We start from the raw sequence: 17,313 nt of genomic DNA, 5'->3' as shown, positions 1-17,313 counted from the left end.
TAGATAAAATACATGAAAAATCCTATTACCTTTACTTCTGGATGCGCTATCTCGGATGATATGGTATATGTATCGAGCTCATTGGATAAATTTGATGATAATCAGCAATTTAGTCGATTGTTTATGTATGATTATACTGAAGATAATGGGCAAGGATGGTATTATCATGATGTTAATTTTATTGTAGTGGATGTATGTTTCTATAATGTTGAAAATAATAAAAAGTTAGTTGCATTAAGTGATGAAGGTGAGATTGAGGAGTTTGATGGTGAAAATAGTAAATTTAAACATATAGATGGAGCTGGTTTAAATCATGAGTGGAGTAATGATCGTGGCTATCTCTCTAAAATAAAATTTCAAAATGGCAAGTTATTTGCTTGTGGATATGATGGTCAGGTTTATGTTAATGATTTTAAGTGGTCTGATTTCTCAAATGGGCTAAATATTAATGATAATCAAGCACTGAATTTTGATTCGCTTGATCATGAAGATGATATTTCTGTTATTGATATATGTGAAGTGGATGGTAATTATTTCTGTGTAGGTCGTATTGGAGATAATGGGCTAATTGCTAATTATGATGGTAATCAATGGAATATATTGAAAAAGGTTACTCCAGCTACACTATATTCAATTCTTTTGAAAAAAGATGGTAAATTAATTATATGTGGAACATATGGGAATTTAATAGAAATTAATGATAATACTGATTTTACTCGGAAAATAAACTTAAGTATAAAAGATGATTTCTATTCTTTAACTGAATTTAATGGAGTAGTTTATATAGGTTCAGCATGTGGTCTATATAAATTTCATGAAAATGAAATTACCAAAGTTAAAGTTCATGAGGAGATTGATAGTAATCTTGTATTTAAAGTGGATTGTACTGAAAATATTTTATGGATTTTTACGAATAAGCTTGTGGGCAGATATGATGGGGTTTCTTGGAGGATTTTTGATCATCCTGATAATAAAGAATACCAGAAAATATCTTTAACTGTTAGTGCTAATGAAAAATGTCCTAAGTCAGGATACTGGTATACGGTTGCGAAACTTAATTCAAGAGATTATTTTAGACAAGGTGATTCTTTCCCTCAATTAGTCACTGATTGGGGCGAAGTATATTGGCAATTCGATGGTGAGTAATAGTTATATTTATTAGATCAAATATATGAAAAATCCTATTACGTTTACTTCTGGATGTGCTATTAGCGCCCATAGATTCTGTTTATCAGCAAATATTGATGAATTGGATACATGGGATTGCTTTAGTAAAACAATAATTTATAAACATTTTGAACAGCAAAACTGGTCATGTTTGGATTTGGAAGGATGGAAAGTTATTTCAGTTGCTTACCAAAGTAGAGAGGGCGAACCTTCCATTATTTCGCTTGATCAATAGGGGGATGTAGGGATATTTCAACAAAATAATAATGAGCATCAAGAAATTAGATTTAAATTAGAGGAAAAAATTTATGGGCAATTTAATAAATTGCGTACAGTAAGACAGGAGCTTTATGCTTGTGGTGATGGTGGACAGGTATATTTAAATGCTGGGGACAGTTGGAGCAATATAGGATTTAATCTAGAAGAACAGCCTCTTGAAGTAAAACAAGGAGAGATTTTCTCTCTAGATAGTGATTTTTCATTTGAGCGAAATTTATACGATATCAATGGCTTTGCTCATGATCATCTTTATGTTTGTGGAACAAAAGGGGACGATGGCTTCATTGCTTTTTTCAATGGTAGTAATTGGATAGAAGTCAACCGAATCACACCATCTGCTTTGTATAGTATTACGTTATGCCCTGATGGGAAGAGTGTCTTAATTTCCGGCCAATACGGAACGCTTTTGAAAGGAAATATAGATGATGGATTTAAAAATTTAAAAAATATAAGTATAAATTCGACTTTTTATAATGCAGCTTTTTATCAAGAGGCTATATATATAGCGTTAGAGCAGGGACTATATATATATGCAGATTCTGAGTATTCCATCGTTCCTGAGTTAAGTGATATACAAGGAGTCATTTCTGTTGAGGAGAAGGATGGAGTTCTTTGGGTACTGAGCTATAAACAATTGATTAGATTTGATGGAAAAACATGGGATAAAATTAATCATCCAGACAATGATGAAATACAATATAGCCAATTAAAATGTAGAGTTGGAGAAGTTTGCCCTAGATCTGGAGATTGGTGGAGTCCAGCAAATAAGATGGAAAAACGCTATTTTGATCAAGGTGAAACAATGCCTGAAATTCCGAATAATCCTTGGGGTGAAACCATTTGGTATTTAGATATAGAGCAATGACTGGATCATTTAAGAAAAAGCCATCCTCATTGGGATGGTTTTTTACTTTTGCCGAATGATATGTTGCCGGAGTAAGAAAGTTGAATAACCAAATAAATGATTTAAATATTGATTGGGAACAGTGGTTTAATCAAAAAAGATTAGTTCATGAAAATTTTAGAGATAATTATTTAACAGAATTGGATTATCAGGAAAGTTTTGATGAATTTTTAAATGGTATTTATTCAGTAACTGACGGTTTTCAAAAATATAAGACAAATGCTAAATCCAGTAAAATGATGGCAGCGGGTAGAAGACGTATTATTGATGTATTGGATTTAATGTCATTACATTATTCTTCAGGTGGAGATATTGCATTTATTCAGGAACTTTACCCATATCTTTTAAACTGGACAGAAGAATATGCCGAAATTCATAGTCAATATCATCAAAGCCCTGAGGCAGATGGACGGTATGTTTGGCATATCAGTTTAGGAACAGAAGACTATTGGTATATTGCTTTGCGTCTGATTTGTTTTGGACTGTTGACTGGCTATGCCGATCAGATGGATCGGATTATGCCAATCATTGACTATGTAGAAGCAACACCTGAAGGACAGGAAAAAGATGGATTAATTGAACGTTTAGTTGCTCCTTTTGTTGCAGATCGTGGAACTCCACCAGATGAAGCAAGACGACATTTGCCTTATCGTAAGCTCATTAAAGTGTTTAATGCTTCACCTGAAAAGCGTCCAGCTTTAATGCTGCAATACCTAGAAGATTGGTATGAGGCGAGCCGCCGAGAGCCTTATTATGATCAACATCCTCAAACTGATTTAAGATCAGGAAGAGGTTACTATGGCTATTGGTCATGGGAAGCAGCAGCGGTAACGTGGTTGCTGGATATAGATGATACGTCATATCGTGAACATGAGTTCTATCCAAAAGATTTGGTTGATTTTGCCCGAATACATTCAAAAGTAGTTTTAGGTGATTAACTCCAACAAATCTCTATTTCATTTTGATTGTCATCGCTTTCATCAAATATAAGAAAGAGATTTGTTATAAGCTTTTATTTAAAACTTACTCACCTCACCGAATCTGTGGCAATAGAACGTGCTTTACGGTCAGTTAGACGATCATAAAAAGCAGCCGCTGAGAAAGCGGTTTTAAAAGCACACCACTGCAATGGCTCAGGGAGGGTCGAAGGCGTTTTATGATACAGGGCTGTTAAAATAGGACTCTCAACGCCTTTAATTTTCTCGGCAAGTAGCGGGCCCATGAAGGATTGAGTGGCAAGCCCATGTCCAGTGCAGCCAGCAACATAAATGATATTTTGATGCGTTCCTGTGGTGCCTACCACAGGCAGAAAATCATATGCCACGCTAACGTAACCACTCCAGCAATGCTTGATACCAAGACCTTGCAAGGTAGGATGACGTTCACGTAAGGTTTGTACCAATGCGGCATAGGCATCTTGATCTGGTATGTTCGGGGTCTTTGAACCATAAACATAATTTAACTTCTTCACCGTCAACACCATCGTATTGTGTGCTGTGAGACGATGGCTCTCCATCATGAGATGCGGTGTAATAATTCCTTCTCTATTCTGCCAACCCAAAGATGCCAATTGCTTTGGAGACAATTGCTCGGTTTCAATTGCTGATACGCGTATCGGCGCTACCTTATCACGTAGTAACCCCAACTGTGGTGTGAACGCATTTGTCGCCAATACCACGATTGGGGCAGTTGCACGACCCCGTGGAGTCTTGCAGGTTATTTCCGCGCCTTCACTGTAAGACAGCAAGGGCGTTTTTTCATAGAGCTTAACGCCTGCCTGAATTGCCGCACGACGTAAACTGCTGACATATTTACCGGGATTGAGCGTGCCGCCACGTTGCTCACTACCAAATAGAAACGCTGGTGGAATACCGCGAGCGCGCATCTCGGCTTGATCTACAAAGCGAGTGATTGACCCCAGTTCACGACCAACCTCCATACTGCGACGTAGCCATTTTTCCTGAGAAGGATCAATCGCAGCACGTATGATGCCAGAAGGGTTGTAATCACATTGAATTTCCAACTCGGCTAGACGCTTTTCGACGTAGCACACGGCTTCGTCATAAAAATTCACAAATTTTCGTGCATGCTCAACGCCGACGCGTTTTGCGAACATTTCAAACTCAATTCCCATACTGCCGAGCAGATAACCAGCATTACGCCCACTGGCACCGAAGCCACCAAACTCTTGTTCAAGCACAATCACTTTTGCGCCACGGGCGGTCAGCTCAAGGGCAGTGGAGAGCCCCGCAAATCCAGCCCCCACCACAATGACATCAGCGCTGTCAGAACCTTCCAGTTCGGGTTGAAGATCATCAGGTTGCTCTATCCAGCCACCCAGAAGACGAAAGGGTAACGATTTAGGGTTGTAGTTCGCCATTTCTTCATTGATATGATTCATTTGCTATCCTTTTTTATCTTCACCGTACTTCTGTACGGTGTTTGATTTTAAAAATAATGATGCGGTGATGTATGGATTAGTGAGCTGGAACCAATGATGCTCTGGAAAGTGTCTGCGAACGTGCCAATGCGTCATAGGCGTAATACAACTGGATGACAGCATAAGCCCAGGTAATGAATGCCCAAGTCATAAAGATCATATGCGTATCATCGCCAGGGATCGGGAAGAAGTCATAGACGATCGCGACGGCGAGGCTGATGATTAAAGTGAATGTTGTCGCCACGGCATGCAGAGTTTCCCCAGCACGTGCCAAGCAAAGAATGAAGTAGCAGAGATAGATCGCAAGAATCGCCCACATGACGACGTAAAAATACGGGCGTATCCCGTCAAAGAAATCGGCCAAGAAGATAACAAATGTGCCAGCGAATGCAGCGGCGAACAGCAGCACTTCCTTCAACGCTGTGGGTTTATAATTATGGGTCAGTGCCATTAAACCCAGTACGGCAATGACGGGCATACCAAAGCTGCGTGAGAATGAATCCAGAAACATTGTAATTGAATAATGAACATGCCCACCCGTCAGCATATATAACACAAAGTTTGTCGCAGAAAAAGCCACAATCCACCACTCTAGTCCAAGCAGATAATTGTTCTTCTTGAGAAATTTCGCGCCATAAATCCAGCCCGAAAGCGCCAGTATAATACAGGCAACCAGCCCACAGATATTGATAATTTCTAGAATAGCGGTATGCAGCATTTCACTATCAGTTAAGATTTGTGCTGTTGTAGCGTCCATTTCGCTACCGACAGCAAGTCCAAGTATTTTCATGATATGACTTCCTTTAATTAATTGACTGTCATGTCAGTAAAATAATATGGTATGATTAATTAGTAAACATTTTTTTTATTTATGACGATGATGGAAAACAAGATAGGAAGACCGAGTAAAGCGCATGAAAGGTCGTATGAAATTCTTCAAGCTGCTGTTTCAGTCGTTGCGAAGGAAGGACTAGAAGGAATTACTTTTGCCAAAGTAGCGGAAGCATCAGGCATGCAACGCACGCTGGTACATCATTATTTTTCTTCACGTGCAGATTTAATCAATGCTTTTATTGAGCACTATATTGGAGAAATGGGGACTGCAATTATTCATCGGTTTAGTGGAAAACCATTGAGCGAAAGAATCGTCATGTTATTCACGCCCGAAGTTTATCGGAGTCAGGATGATTTGATTGTTTGGTTAGAGCTGGTTGCGCAAAGTGCCAGAAATCCGTTGATCAAGCAGATGCTGCATGATCTTTGGACAAAGCATTGGCTGCCTGATTTTGAAAATCAGTTGGCACAAGAGTATCCAAACGCAACTCAAGATGCGATTAGTTCGACTGCTTACGTACTGGCTTGTTTATTTGAAGCATATTGGGGATTTAGTGTTCAAGGCGTTACGGATACACAGAAACAAAAGCAAATGGAACAAACTGTGTTAATGCTGTTGAATCGTTTAATCTGATTTTTAGCAGAATCAATTGAAAAAGGTCGCTTAGGAAATGTGGCACTGAATTAAACCAGTGCTACGGACGCTTGATTTAACTTATTCATGTATAGATGCTGTTTAGAGAGTAAATCATCATTCATCTTATTAGGAATGGGTTAGCTTAAATTGAGCGTTTTTGTGTTTGATTGAAAGGATCAAAGAGAGCTTTATTCAACTGATATAAAGAGGCCCGTTCTTGTGAAAGAGGGTTACTTCTTCCACAACAATTAGTAAGATTAAAGACAAGAAAACTAATAATGCACGGTATCTATGAAGAAAAATTCAAAACTCGATCAAGATACATTATTTATTAAATTATTATTCAAATCCTCCTCCAACGTGACAGAGGATGAAATCGAGTACTATCGAAAATATCCTGATCAAATTGACCAAGTCACAGCGCCGATCAATATCCATAAAATCTTTTTATGGACGGGGGCATTATTAGGTATTCTGGTTGTAGCAATCGCCAAGTTTCTGAAATTTTCTGGCATGTTAGCATTCTTATCCGAAGGCGTGCTTGAGTTCGTTATCGATATCATTTATGAAAGTGGTATTGCTTTGATTGGTGCGGCAGTGACTGCTTATATGCTCGGTGTGTTACTCAATAAACAACAAGAAAATGCACTGAAATGGCGAGAAGAAATTCGTAAAAGAATACAGGAAAGCGAACAATAAAAAGAAAAAAAGCTAAAGTGCTGTCACTTTAGCTTTGGATGTTTAGTTTTTCACTTTGTCTAAACCATGCTCGGTTAAATGTTGGCTCAAGATACGGCGAAGTTCCAATACCGTTTCAGGCTTTATTTGAATAGAATGCCCGCCTTTAATGATTTTCTCTGAAATCGCACCTTCTAAATGGGCACTTTTATAAGGAACAATGCCATCGGTAATCTTATCCGTATCATTACTTTTGGTGATATTACCCATGATGGAATGAAAAACTAGACCTTCTTTAGGCTGTATACCCGAGGTGAGTTCCATAAACTCAGATTTATTACTCAGATCGCTAGGGCCATTTTGCAGCCTATTATTGATGGTTCTGACAAAGTCTTTCAGATCATCATCATAGCTTGTCAGTGTATCGGTTAATGTTTTTAAAAATACTGAGGGCAGTCCAATAATCTTTCGTGCAGTGACGGTAAACCAGCGGTCGGCGTAGCTTGTTCCACGATGAGGCGCAGCGAGGAAAATGACGCGATCAAAGTTTGGAATTGGTTCCATCTTTAAACGTTCGCCTATGACGGGATGTTTTCTCATCCGTGCTTGTACGTGGTTACTCATCATTGGTAAGGCTTCTTTTGAAATATCCGCATGACTGACTAAAAGGCGGCTAATAATTCCTCCCATGCTATGACCAATCAAAACAGCATTTTGAGATGCAGGATCTTGGGGATTGAGAGAGGCAAACGTTTGTTTTAGTAAAGCAGAAATCTGAAAGCGACTTTCCAGAATAGGCATATTGGTTGAGTAAAATACCTGCCAGACTTGATAATGCTCGCGTAGCGTCTTATCGCCCATAATTTCATTGGTCACCGCAATCCACGCCTCTGGGCTACTAGCGAGTCCATGGATCAATACAATCACTTTTTTATTCGGATTATAAGGTTCAAGCATATATAGATGAGGCATGGTCAAACGTTGATTACGGTCAATCAAGGTTAGGTAGGCAGCAGAGCCCAAGTTATTCTCCGCTAACCATAAACCATAGGGTGCAGAGAAGTTCGCAGCAAGGGAATATTCTTTATCTTCAATTTTGATCTTTTCGATATTGTAAGGATCATAGATTTTTATTTTGAAATCAGGCCTGTTGAGTATCTCGCTGAGAGTGGCTTGCTCATTCACTGGTTGGGCAATCAGCGTCGACGCAAGATAATGGGCTTCATGGATATTGGGATTAACGCCATTTGGGTAAGCATAGTTCACTGGATCAAGAATATAGGGATTTCCATTTTTGGAATCATTTTCTTTAGTGTTCAAAACCGCGACGAAATCTGCACCGAAACCATCACGACGGTTAATGGTTCTTAATCCAGAGAAATTCATGTTGTAGCTTGAGGTAAATTTCTCAAGCTTTTTACCTTGTAGTTTGGGATAGGAGTTAATATCAATCTTATAAGTACTTTCACCAATTTTAATACTGTCTGGAATCGTCGCTGATGAATTCTTCGCACTGTACACATTGACTAACTGATTAAGTGCCTGATTATAGAAGTCCCGAATTTGCACCTGACGATTATCAAAAATACGATCTTGAGGCTGACGAGAGGTCTTAAACAGATAAGCATAGCTGTACCGAATACTTTTATCTAAAGCTTGCAGTTGTTGGTCTAAACATTCATTCACCTGTGGGGCAGGTTTAGCGCTGGTTTTAGGGTTTTTATTGATTTTGCAATCGTGTGAGTCTGCAAGTGCCAAAGCTCTAGAGAGATATAACTCGCTCGCGGCGGATAATAATTGCTCTGTCTGTACCTGAGGAATTTTTTCTAGATCGACAATACATGCATCTGGATTTTTCATGCACAGTTTCATGTCCATATCGGACATATAGAGCAGATTCAGGCTGGCGCCACTTAGTTTATTTTGAGTGAGAATACTGTTACGTTCATTGGCAATGGTGGTATGCAGTGTCTGTTTTTTTAGGCTAACCACCTGACAGCCATTTGTTATTAGAACGCTAAATACAGTCAGAATACACAGCGGCTGATATAGAGGAAATGTAAGTCTTTTCATAGATTGGCCCTTCGGCATTCTGTCCAGATTGGGGGAGTTTTGATACTGGTATTATTTTGAATGTTTGTGTAATGACGATTATTAAAGTGTGGAAACAGTGTGGAGATGAGAGGGTTAATTAGCTTCGATTGAGCATTTTAGCCCTATTACCGAAACCACTGACTCGCGTTGACGTGAGGAAGGGTATATATAGAATTGCATTGAAGGTGATTTCAAATATGCATAGCACAGTTGCATATAAGCTTTTGCAGACCAGTGATTGATTTGATGGTCTAAATGAACGGATAAGGATGTGATGAAAATATTTAAAACATCCAGAAATTTTTAAATATTAAGTCAGTGATTTGCGATAAAAAGTCTAAGAAAACGTCGACTTGATCGACGTTTTCTTACTTTCCAATTTCCAGATACTAAGGCTCAGATAATCCCAGTGGTTTTAAACTCCTGAACATTTAACATATCGATTGGACTCATCATCTTGCCTTCATGTTCGACAAATCCAACAAAAGTGGTGCTCATATTCCAGCCGAGCAATCCTCTTAGCTCATCTGGGAAGCTTTTAATTGTTTCGGTGGATAGAGATAAATAATGGTTTTCTTCCTGTCTGAGAAAGCCAAGATCATAAGACATCGTGAGTCCGATACGAGGTGCATGACTGACATTGGCACCTCCACCATGATAGGTCGAACCAATCCAGATTAAAGCATCTCCAGCTTTCATTTCAGCCGCGACGGTTTCGTCTTCTTTAGGTACTCTTAGATCATCCCACAAATGGCTGGCAGGAATGACGCGAGTCGCGCCATTTTCTTCTGTAAAATCAGTCACAGCAAACATAATCTGGACTCTGGCTTCACGACCATAACCCGGATGTTGCCACATCCATACTGTATCGTCACGATGTAAGGGTTGTGCTTTTTGACCTGGCCAGATCTGAATCGCTTGAGTCACACCCACCTGAATGTCTGGATAGAGTTCAATTCTATTTTCACCACTCCATGCCTGTAGTGGGGTTTGAAGAATCGATTTTGCGGTATCTAAAAATACTGGATTCATTGCCACCAAGGGCATTTGTGGCAAGCGTGCAAATAAACGGCTCATTCGGCGGGTCTTCGTACCTGCAAAATATTCATCTTCTCCGTCTGGGATCAACTCTAATTGCTGTGATAATGTTTGATAAATATCTTGGGTTATTTCATCATTTAAAAAATTTTCAATGATGACACCACCATCTCTTTTAATAATCGAAACGATTTCATCGATTTGTGTATCTTTGCTTAATTTGACGAGTGACATAAGATTTCCTTATCCATCCTGATTGATATGATTTCAAAGCATTTAAATGAACTGCTTTGTGATGCGATTGGTGTTCATACATAACGCTTCAGTTTTTAGTCTTCATCGCGATAGCTGATTAAATTTTTGAGGCTGTCGCAGAATGCTATGCACTTATGTATGTATTTGAATTAAATGTTTTTCTACAATGAAAATTTATAAACTTTCATTTCTCTAGGGAGGGTGGAGCAAGTGTCTTTTTCAAGAAATTGATCTGATCAATTAGCACGGTTTCACCCCATGATTCGGTATAGAAATCAAAATGATCAATTGGATATTCCAGCAATTCAGCTGGGCCTTGAATCAGACGCGCTGTTTTTCGGGCTGGGTTCGGTGGTGCAATTTGGTCATTGGCACCTACTTGGATCAAGGTCGGGCATTTCACATTTTTTGCAAAAGCCACAGGCCGGTTGTATGAAACTTCCAAAGCTGCACGAGCACAGACTTCATTCCGCCAAGTCGGACCTGCCATAGAGGTATAGCTTTCTTCGGCACCGGGTGTGCTGATCATTGCAGCCGTACCGGGTTGTCCAACAATTGGAATGAGATGGGGAGGGCGTTGAGTGATGGCATGCATTAAATCTTTTATGCCATGACCGATTGCAGTCGATATCTGCTTTATTCCACCATATTGGAATACTTGTTTTAGAGCTGCTAAACCATCAGTTGCCGGATTCATGGAGACGACAGCCGATATTTTTGGATCTTGTGCAGCAACGACCACCACATGACCACCCGAATAAGACGTGCCCCACAGTGCAATACGACTTCCATCGACATGGGGTAAATTCCGTGCAGCTTCGATCGCGGCATGATAATCCTCTCGTTGTTGAATATAAGAGACATGCTGTCTTGGTAATCCAGCAGACTCTCCAAATCCACGATAGTCAAATGCGAAAGTATCAAAACCTGCCTGACTGAAAGGTTCGGCAAAATCGAGTAATCCCGTATCTTTGGTACCGCCGAAACCGTTACCTAAAATAATACAAGGCCGTCCTTGAGAAGACTTGTATTCATCCGATTTTGCAGGGATGTACCATGCGGAACAGGTAATTCCTTTACTTGTAAATTTAATATTTTCCATCATATTTTCCTTGATCGATTTATGTCCCTGATTGCTACTGGCAATAAGAGATGTCAATGTAAATCGCTGTGTTAAGCCTGAATTTTGATCTGTTCTGGCATTGTTTCTGTGGTAACAACGCTTGGCTTTTTCTTTGGCTTAATCTGGGTAAAACTTAGTTCTTTATCGAAAACAGGACCTTTACGAAGTCGTTCAACATCGAATTTATAATCTTGTTTTACAATCCATGGGCCTTGTGTACCTGCCATTGGAAATTGTGCGATGCTTCGTTGAATGTAGCCTGAGTTCAGGTCTACAAATGGAATGCGTTTCATGCTCTTATTACTGATGACGGGTGTGAATGTGGCGTACTTATTTTCATCCATGTAATCCAGCAATCTACAGAAGTGTTTCCAGACCAAATCAACTTTTAAGGTCCATGCCAGATTGGTGTAACCGAATGCGAAAGCAAAATTGGGAATGTCGGATAACATCATTGATTTGAAAATCGTGGTCTCTGGATAAGCGATTTTTTTCCCGTCCACAATCAATTGCGTCTTGCTAAATGCGACGGCATTAAGGCCTGTAGCGGTCACAATGATATCGGCTTCCAGCGTTTTTCCTGATTTAAGTAAAATGCCTTCTTTGCTAAAACGCTCAATATGATCGGTGACGACAGATGCTTTACCCGCAGAAATCGCTTTGAACATATCGCCATCGGGGACAACACATAAACGTTCATCCCACGGATTGTATTTCGGTGAAAAATGAGTGGCGACATCAAAGTCTTTTGGTAGATTTCGTTGGACATCCGAGATTAAAAAGCGACGCATCAGCTTTGGAAAGCGACGACTTAAATTGTAAACGCCTCGCGTCAAGGCAATATTTTTGCGGCGGATGAGATCGAAAGCACGTTGTGGTGAGAGAATACCATTGAGAGTATTCGCGATTGCATCTGTACTTGGCGCTGCCATGACATAGCTTGGTGATCTCTGGAGCATGGTAATATGCCCGACCTTGTCAGCCATCGCAGGAATTAAGGTCACGGCTGTCGCACCACTACCAATCACCACAACCTTTTTGCCAGAATAATCGAGGTTCTCTGGCCAGTGTTGAGGGTGAATAATGAGTCCTTGAAATTCCTCCGCTCCCTTAAACTCAGGTGTATAGCCATTATCATAGTCATAATAACCTGTACTCATCAGTAAGAAGCGAGAGCGGAAAGTGGTTAAAGCTTTCTGATCTTTACGCTTCACTTTTACTGTCCATAGGCCTTCAGAAGATGAGAATTCGGCACTAGTCATATAATGGCCAAAGCGAATATGAGATTCGATGTCATTCTCAGTGATCGTTTCTTTTAAATAATTACAGATCATTTGAGCACTGCCAAAAACCCTTTTATTAGTCCACGGTTTAAAGCCAAATGCAAAAGACTGCATATCTGAATCTGAACGAATGCCTGGGTAACGGAACAGACTCCATGTGCCTCCAATTTCGTCGCGGCCTTCGAGCAAAGTGAATGTGGTATTCGGTCTATATTTTTTTAGATGGTATGCTGCGCTAATACCTGAGATCCCTGCGCCGATAATTAAAACATCAGTAATAGCAATTTGGTCTGATGTACTCATATCTTTTTCCTCTTCACACAATTTTAATAAATTGAGCATCAGTTAGATTTCCTAAGATGATGATTTTTATAATCTTCATTTTCCCTGATGAACAAAGTCCTTGATCCAGTCCACATTCACTTCGATTTAAATCGAGTGAAGTCTAGGCATGTGAATATTATTAAGCCAATAATTACGCACTGTCAATGACTGTGTGTAATTATTGCAATATTGTCTTTCGGGTTAAGAGAGAATAAAGAGAAAGGGGAAATTGGGTCGAATTAAGCTACTGAATTTTATAATTTATATTTTATTTTTTTAATTAGTCGTTTTTCTGATTTTAAGCGGATAGAGGGAACGCACAATGGTACAAAGACTTGTCGAAAGATTTATTAATACCTACAATGACACCATGCCAATAGGAAATGGGACCATATGACAACTTCTCGCCGTAGACCTAAACATGATCCAAAAGAATCTGAGCGAGAAATATTAGAGGCTGCTGAACAGTTTTTAAATGAACATCATTTTCGTGACCTCAATATTGATGAGGTTATGCGCCGTACAGGTTTAAAACGCCCAGCTTTTTATGTCCATTTCCGTGATAAACATGATCTTACACTTCGTCTTGTTGAGAATATTGCCAGAGAATTATTTAATATCACGGAACGGTGGTTGGCAGGAAATAATCTCCAAGACGATCTAGAGCGTGCCTTGGTCGACTCTATAAATGTCTATATACAACATGGTCGTTTATTAAGGGCCTTTGTTGAAGCAGCAAGTGGAGATGAACGAGTTGATAGCGTCTATCGAGCAATAATTCAAGACTTTATCAAGGCGGCTGCTCAACACATAAGAGCAGAACAGCAGGCAGGAAATATTAAAAAAAATTTAGATATCGACGAAACAGCAAAAGCGCTGATATGGCTGGAAGAGCGTTATCTTTCCGAAGCATTCGGACGTTCATCTCCTGTAGAACCTGAGGTTGTGATTCGTGTACTTCGAAATATCTGGACTTCAACGCTTTATGAGAATAAATAAAACACCAGCTACAGTTTAAACATTTTTAATTGAAAATATTTTATTTATGAATGGCTTGTATTAAAGATAAAAAGTCAGAGTAGCAATTTCTCTGCATAAATTACACATAGTCATTGACACTGTGTAATTTATTTATCAGTATATTCTTTATCCATTTCATCTGGTCTTCATGATGGTAAATGGATAAGGAAATATCTCATCATTTGTGTGATTGAACAAAAAATTATAATTTTCAGGATGAATTTAATAATGGAAAAATCTGTATGCAAGGAGAGTGTGGGCTTCTCTAGATTATTCTCGAAAACTAGAGAAGTAACTCGAAATAATGGTTTAAATGGCTCATTTTCTAAGATACATCGGTTCGGATTAGCTCCCATTATGTGCGGCATAATCGGTGTGCTGATCAGTGATCATACCCAAGCTTCCGCACTTGATCAGTCTGGTCAGTCGATACTGCCATTTTTAGAAAATGGTCATTATTTTGAAGCGAATGCATTTGCTGTCGATGCTTCAGTTTCTGGTGTCGTGCATGATCGTCCAAATCTTGTGCGTGCAAATCAAAGCCGTGATACAGGTGATATTGGGCAAAATGTGCAATTTTATACGGCTGCATTGAAGCTACAGTTAACTGATCAGTTTAGTTTCGGCCTGCTTTATGACCAACCGTTTGCGGCAAAAACAGCATATCCACTTCGCCCCAACAATAGCTATTCAGATAATGATTTTAGTCAGGAAGGTACATCCGTAAATGTGGAAAGTCAGGATTTAAGTTTCATTTTTGGATATTCACCTTTAAAAAACTTCCAGATTTATGGTGGGCCTGTTTATCAGGAGGTAAAAGGAAAAGCGTCTTTCCGAGGCATGGCCTATACCGAGGCTTTTAATGGTTACGAGGCGAATTTTAAAGAAAAAGGAGAGTTGGGCTGGCTGGCTGGGGTGAGCTATCAAATTCCAGAGATTGCATTGAAAGCGGCGGTCACGTATCGCTCCAAAATCAAATATAAATTTCAGGTCGATGAAAGTATATTTGGCGAACCATTGCAGTATGTCGAAGCCGCAAAAACGACAATTGAAACCCCTCAATCCGTCAATATCGACTTTCAAACAGGAGTTGCCGAAAAAACAATTGCTTATATGAATTTGAGATGGGTGAATTGGAAAGATTTTAATATCCGCCCGACCCAATACAACGCACTTACCGCGGATTATCTGGATGAGCTTACGGGAGGTGTGTACAAGGAAGGCATTGATTTAGATTCGTATCAAAAGGATCAATATAATGTAACCCTAGGAATAGGCCATCAATTTACAGAAAAATGGAGTTTTGCCACCGATGTCGGCTGGGATTCTGGCACGGGTAATCCTGCTTCTACGTTGGGGCCAATGAAGGGATCATGGTCAATGGGACTTGGTGCACAATTCAATCCTGCTCAAAATTATTTTATCGCCGCTGGTGTTAAATACTACTGGTTAGGAGATGCCAAGTCCGAAGACGGAGCCTACTATTTACCTATCGAAGGAATTAAGGAAATGGCAGAACAGGCTGAGTTTAAAAACAATCATGCTATCGCTTATGGGCTCAAAATTGGCTATCACTTCTAAATCATTTGATGAGAGTAATCGTAAATTGAAAAGACTTTTGATTTTTGTGCTTATCTAAAAAAATAAGTCATTTCTACTCTGACATTGGCAATTTATTGAATGACAGAGATAGATAGCTCATTTATCTTACCGTTGTATAAAAAGCAGCAAAGTAATGAAATTTCCCCAATACTTTGCTGCTTTTATTCTATCGTTGGGCGATTCCTATTGGCTATGCCAACCCCCACCTAACGCCCGAATCAGATCTACACTGGCAATCATTCGACTACCATGAAGCTGCGCAGCCAATTGTTCCTGTTGCAAGATACTTCGGTCAGAATCAATCACATCCAAATAGCTGATACTGCCTTCACGATAGCGCAAATGTGAAAGCTGATTGGCATGTCGGGATGAAGCAAGTGCTTGGCCCTGAGCCTGTATTTGCTGATCCAGAATACGTTGATCAGACAAACCATTTTCAACTTCACGAAAAGCATTCAGTACCGTTTGCCGATAATTGGCGACACTTTGCTCATAGCCTGCACGCGCTTGAGCGATACCCGCCTTACGTTGCCCACCGTCAAATAGTGGTAAAGACAAAATTGTGCCTGCAAGGGGGCCGAGTAAAAAAGTCCGACTCGACCATTTGCCTAAATCTCCTAAATTTGCAGATTCATAACCCAGCGCACCAGTGAGATCAAGTTTTGGGAAAAAGGCTGCACGTGCAATACCGATTCGGGCGTTATCCGCGGCCATCGCGCGTTCTGCGGCAGCAATGTCAGGACGACGTTCGAGCAAGGTTGAAGGTAAACCCGCAGGTAGGCGAATCGCCGTAGCAGACAAGGGTTGAATCGCTAAGCTAAAATCAGCAGGGGATTTACCAAGTAATACAGCCAATCCGTGTTCGGTACTGGCTCGACTCCGTGCAATGCTGAGAGCATTGGTCTGTGCTGTAGATAGTTCCGTTTGTGCGCGAGAAACGTCCAGATCACTGACCAAGCCATTGCGATAACGTGCTTGGATCAAATTTTGATTTTCAGTCAGTAATTTGATGTTTTGTGCATAAATGGCCTGTTCAGCATCTAATTGACGAATTAGAAAATAAGCTTGAGCAACATCGGCTTGCAGTGCTAACAATGCGGAATGATACAAGGCTTCTTGTTGCTGTACATCAGCCGTTGCGGCATTGACACTGCTGGCAATCCGTCCAAATAAATCCAGTTCATAGGAGACATTGGCTTGTGCTCGCCATAAGGTACGTGCAGATGTCGATGCATTTGCATCGAGTCCTAACGAAGAGGGTGAGGGCTTTTGACGGGTGGGGCCAAAACCTGCGCCGATGCTAGGTAAACGTTCAGCTTGTGCAGCAGACCTCAAGGCGCGTGATGCCTGAATATTGGCTGCTGCGGCTTTTAGATTCTGGTTGCCCGCGATTGCCTGTTGTTGCAGATCATTCAGCTGTGGATCATTAAAAATCAGCCACCATTCACCACGAGATTGTGCATCAGCGGGTTGAGCAATGCTCCAGTTAGGATCATCCAGTTTGGCATCCGCTTCTTTAAATTGCAGTGGAATAATGACCTTGGCTGGCTGATATTCAGGTGCCAATGAGCAGCCTGCAAGCAGCAGGCTTCCCATGAGCGAGGAGAGTATCCAGTGTGGTTTGAATCCTGTCAT

Annotated in this window: 15 protein-coding genes; 8 read left to right on the top strand and 7 right to left on the bottom strand. The window is 40.2% G+C overall.

Annotated features, from left to right (window positions below; all coding sequences use genetic code 11):
* Positions 1–12: 12 nt before the first annotated feature.
* The 4 genes from AWW72_RS18440 (at position 13) to AWW72_RS18430 (ending at position 3,288) form a co-directional block, all read left to right on the top strand.
* Positions 13–1,146 carry a hypothetical protein gene (locus AWW72_RS18440; protein ID WP_062848290.1) on the top strand — a complete coding sequence of 378 codons (1,134 nt, stop codon included), beginning with the start codon at positions 13–15 and terminating at the stop codon, positions 1,144–1,146.
* Positions 1,147–1,171: 25 nt separating this feature from the next.
* The gene (locus AWW72_RS19760) at positions 1,172–1,402 is read left to right on the top strand and encodes a hypothetical protein (RefSeq protein WP_249409188.1); all 231 of its coding nucleotides are present in this window, start codon (positions 1,172–1,174) and stop codon (positions 1,400–1,402) included.
* 12 nt (positions 1,403–1,414) lie between these two features.
* Complete coding sequence (locus tag AWW72_RS18435) at positions 1,415–2,311, top strand: hypothetical protein (protein WP_249409189.1); 897 nt, start codon at positions 1,415–1,417, stop codon at positions 2,309–2,311.
* An 80-nt stretch (positions 2,312–2,391) separates the two neighbouring features.
* Positions 2,392–3,288, top strand: a complete 897-nt coding sequence (locus tag AWW72_RS18430) for a PoNe immunity protein domain-containing protein (RefSeq protein WP_062848289.1) — start codon at positions 2,392–2,394, stop codon at positions 3,286–3,288.
* Positions 3,289–3,377: 89 nt separating this feature from the next.
* Here AWW72_RS18430 and AWW72_RS18425 read toward each other — a convergent pair whose 3' ends face one another.
* Together AWW72_RS18425 and AWW72_RS18420 are read right to left on the bottom strand one after the other, a co-directional pair.
* The gene (locus AWW72_RS18425; protein ID WP_062848288.1) at positions 3,378–4,751 is read right to left on the bottom strand and encodes an NAD(P)/FAD-dependent oxidoreductase; all 1,374 of its coding nucleotides are present in this window, start codon (positions 4,749–4,751) and stop codon (positions 3,378–3,380) included.
* A 76-nt stretch (positions 4,752–4,827) separates the two neighbouring features.
* On the bottom strand, positions 4,828–5,580 hold the full coding sequence (locus AWW72_RS18420; protein ID WP_062848287.1) for a hypothetical protein: 753 nt from the start codon (positions 5,578–5,580) through the stop codon (positions 4,828–4,830).
* Positions 5,581–5,661: 81 nt separating this feature from the next.
* Here AWW72_RS18420 and AWW72_RS18415 point away from each other — a divergent pair, with 81 nt between their 5' ends.
* Both AWW72_RS18415 and AWW72_RS18410 read left to right on the top strand, forming a co-directional pair.
* Positions 5,662–6,258: a TetR/AcrR family transcriptional regulator gene (locus AWW72_RS18415; RefSeq protein WP_062848286.1), complete on the top strand. Its 597-nt coding sequence runs from the start codon at positions 5,662–5,664 to the stop codon at positions 6,256–6,258.
* Between the two features lie 294 nt (positions 6,259–6,552).
* A complete protein-coding gene (locus tag AWW72_RS18410) occupies positions 6,553–6,960 on the top strand; it encodes a hypothetical protein (protein WP_005258706.1) in 408 nt (135 codons plus the stop codon).
* Positions 6,961–7,002: 42 nt separating this feature from the next.
* On the opposite strand, the gene AWW72_RS18405 is transcribed toward AWW72_RS18410, so the two are convergent.
* From AWW72_RS18405 to AWW72_RS18390, 4 genes are all read right to left on the bottom strand, one after another.
* On the bottom strand, positions 7,003–9,012 hold the full coding sequence (locus AWW72_RS18405) for an esterase/lipase family protein (protein WP_062848285.1): 2,010 nt from the start codon (positions 9,010–9,012) through the stop codon (positions 7,003–7,005).
* Positions 9,013–9,429: 417 nt separating this feature from the next.
* The gene (locus AWW72_RS18400) at positions 9,430–10,305 is read right to left on the bottom strand and encodes a phytanoyl-CoA dioxygenase family protein (protein WP_005258702.1); all 876 of its coding nucleotides are present in this window, start codon (positions 10,303–10,305) and stop codon (positions 9,430–9,432) included.
* Positions 10,306–10,510: 205 nt separating this feature from the next.
* Positions 10,511–11,431, bottom strand: a complete 921-nt coding sequence (locus AWW72_RS18395; RefSeq protein WP_004773546.1) for an alpha/beta hydrolase — start codon at positions 11,429–11,431, stop codon at positions 10,511–10,513.
* A gap of 68 nt (positions 11,432–11,499) precedes the next feature.
* Entirely contained in the window at positions 11,500–13,035 is a 1,536-nt protein-coding gene (locus tag AWW72_RS18390; RefSeq protein WP_171254747.1) for a flavin-containing monooxygenase, read from the bottom strand.
* A gap of 414 nt (positions 13,036–13,449) precedes the next feature.
* Here AWW72_RS18390 and AWW72_RS18385 point away from each other — a divergent pair, with 414 nt between their 5' ends.
* Both AWW72_RS18385 and AWW72_RS18380 read left to right on the top strand, forming a co-directional pair.
* The gene (locus tag AWW72_RS18385) at positions 13,450–14,055 is read left to right on the top strand and encodes a TetR/AcrR family transcriptional regulator (RefSeq protein WP_004773542.1); all 606 of its coding nucleotides are present in this window, start codon (positions 13,450–13,452) and stop codon (positions 14,053–14,055) included.
* Positions 14,056–14,304: 249 nt separating this feature from the next.
* Positions 14,305–15,657, top strand: a complete 1,353-nt coding sequence (locus AWW72_RS18380) for an OmpP1/FadL family transporter (protein ID WP_062848283.1) — start codon at positions 14,305–14,307, stop codon at positions 15,655–15,657.
* Positions 15,658–15,861: 204 nt separating this feature from the next.
* Here AWW72_RS18380 and AWW72_RS18375 read toward each other — a convergent pair whose 3' ends face one another.
* Entirely contained in the window at positions 15,862–17,313 is a 1,452-nt protein-coding gene (locus AWW72_RS18375; RefSeq protein ID WP_062848282.1) for an efflux transporter outer membrane subunit, read from the bottom strand.

This window comes from Acinetobacter sp. NRRL B-65365 (assembly GCF_001605865.1).
Classification (GTDB): Bacteria; Pseudomonadota; Gammaproteobacteria; order Pseudomonadales; family Moraxellaceae; genus Acinetobacter; species Acinetobacter vivianii.
Note: the sequence above shows the minus strand (reverse complement) of the source record. Positions and strands in the feature narration are given on the sequence as shown.